Consider the following 1,383-nt stretch of genomic DNA (forward strand, 5'->3'; position numbering starts at 1 on the left):
TGTCCATACCTGAAATAGCTTGACACAATCGTACACATCGATTATGTCATCAAATTCAGAACAGCCCACCCTGAAGCAGAAGTACACGCGGCGCTTCAGCGAGCCCTTCAAACGCCGCTGCGTTGCGCAACTCACCGCCGGGGAGGTATCCATCGCCCAGGGATGTCGGCTCTGGCAGGTCAGTCGCACCTCGCTTTACCAGTGGATCTACCTATATTCAGATCGCATCAAAGGAACCCATACGGTGGTAGAAATGGAAAGCGAAGGCAAGCGTATCGAACGCCTACTGGCGCGACTGGCCGAACTGGAACGGATTGTTGGTTGCAAGCAAATGGAAATCGACCTGTTGCAGACCACGCTCGACCTGGCGAGTCAGGAGGTGGGTTATGACCTAAAAAAAAAGTACGCTACCCGGTCATTGAGTACTGGCGCGGTCACCCCCAGCGGCCTTACCCCATGAGTCAGATCTACGCTTACTACGGCATCACCCGTCAGGCGCACTTCGATCAGGGCCAGCGACTGGATCATCAGGCGACGCTGCACAACGTGTACGCCGGCATGATTGCGCAGACGCGGCAATTACACCCGGCTATGGGCTTACGTAAAATGTTCCACCAGCTGCAACCCGAGGGCATTGGCCGGGATGCCTTCATCGCCCTGGGGCTCCAGGAAGGCTACCGCCTCCACGTACCGGCCAATCCTGGTCGCACTACCGTAGCCGTACGCAGTTCTCGCTACGGCAACCTGTTGGTGGATGGCCGCTTTAGTACGGTTAATCAGGTGTGGGTAAGCGACCTGTTCTACTTCCCCTGGCAGGACCAGCACCTCTACGTTGTACTGATCATGGACGTGGTCTCGCGCCGCATCGTGGGAGCCGCCGGGGGCGATCACATGCGGGCCGAACTGTTTACCCAAGCCTTACGCCGGGCGCTGACGTTACGGGGAATCCGGGACTACGCCCAGGGGCTGATCCATCACTCAGATCGGGGTAGCCAGTACGCCAGCGCCGTCTACACCGGGTTGCTGGAGGACCACGGCATCCGGGTGAGTATGTGCGCCACCGTGCTGGAGAATGCACACGCCGAACGGGTCAACGGCATCATCAAGAACGACTACCTGCGCCACTGGACCTTGCACCGACCAGGTGACTTTGATGCCCTGGTGACCAAAGCTTGTGATCACTACAATGCGCGCTTCCACAGTAGTCTGAACATGGCCCCCCTGGAATACGAAGTATGGCTGCGCAGCTGCCAGCCCCAAGACCGGCCGGGTGTACACGTGTACACCGAACAGAATACGCAGATAATAAACAATACCGGGCAGCTAGACCTGTTCCCGCCTAATCATTTACACTAATCCGTCAAGCTATATTAGGCACGGACA

General features: G+C 57.4%; 2 protein-coding genes. Both read left to right on the top strand.

The annotated features are described in order from the left end of the window. Window positions 1-43: 43 nt before the first annotated feature. Entirely contained in the window at window positions 44-460 is a 417-nt protein-coding gene (locus CGL56_RS17965; protein ID WP_099107972.1) for a transposase, read from the top strand. Further along, window positions 457-1,356 (top strand): DDE-type integrase/transposase/recombinase, encoded by a 900-nt coding sequence (locus CGL56_RS17970; protein ID WP_099107973.1) that lies wholly within the window; start codon window positions 457-459, stop codon window positions 1,354-1,356. The genes CGL56_RS17965 and CGL56_RS17970 overlap by 4 nt, the downstream gene beginning before the upstream one ends. Window positions 1,357-1,383: the final 27 nt, after the last annotated feature.

This window comes from Neolewinella marina (assembly GCF_002631205.1).
GTDB classification, from domain to species: Bacteria; Bacteroidota; Bacteroidia; order Chitinophagales; family Saprospiraceae; genus Neolewinella; species Neolewinella marina.

Excerpts from the sequence above, each read along its gene's own strand:
- CGL56_RS17965 (WP_099107972.1), top strand. The coding sequence starts at position 44 with ATGTCATCAAATTCAGAACAGCCCACCCTGAAGCAGAAGTACACGCGG.
- CGL56_RS17970 (WP_099107973.1), top strand. The coding sequence starts at position 457 with ATGAGTCAGATCTACGCTTACTACGGCATCACCCGTCAGGCGCACTTC.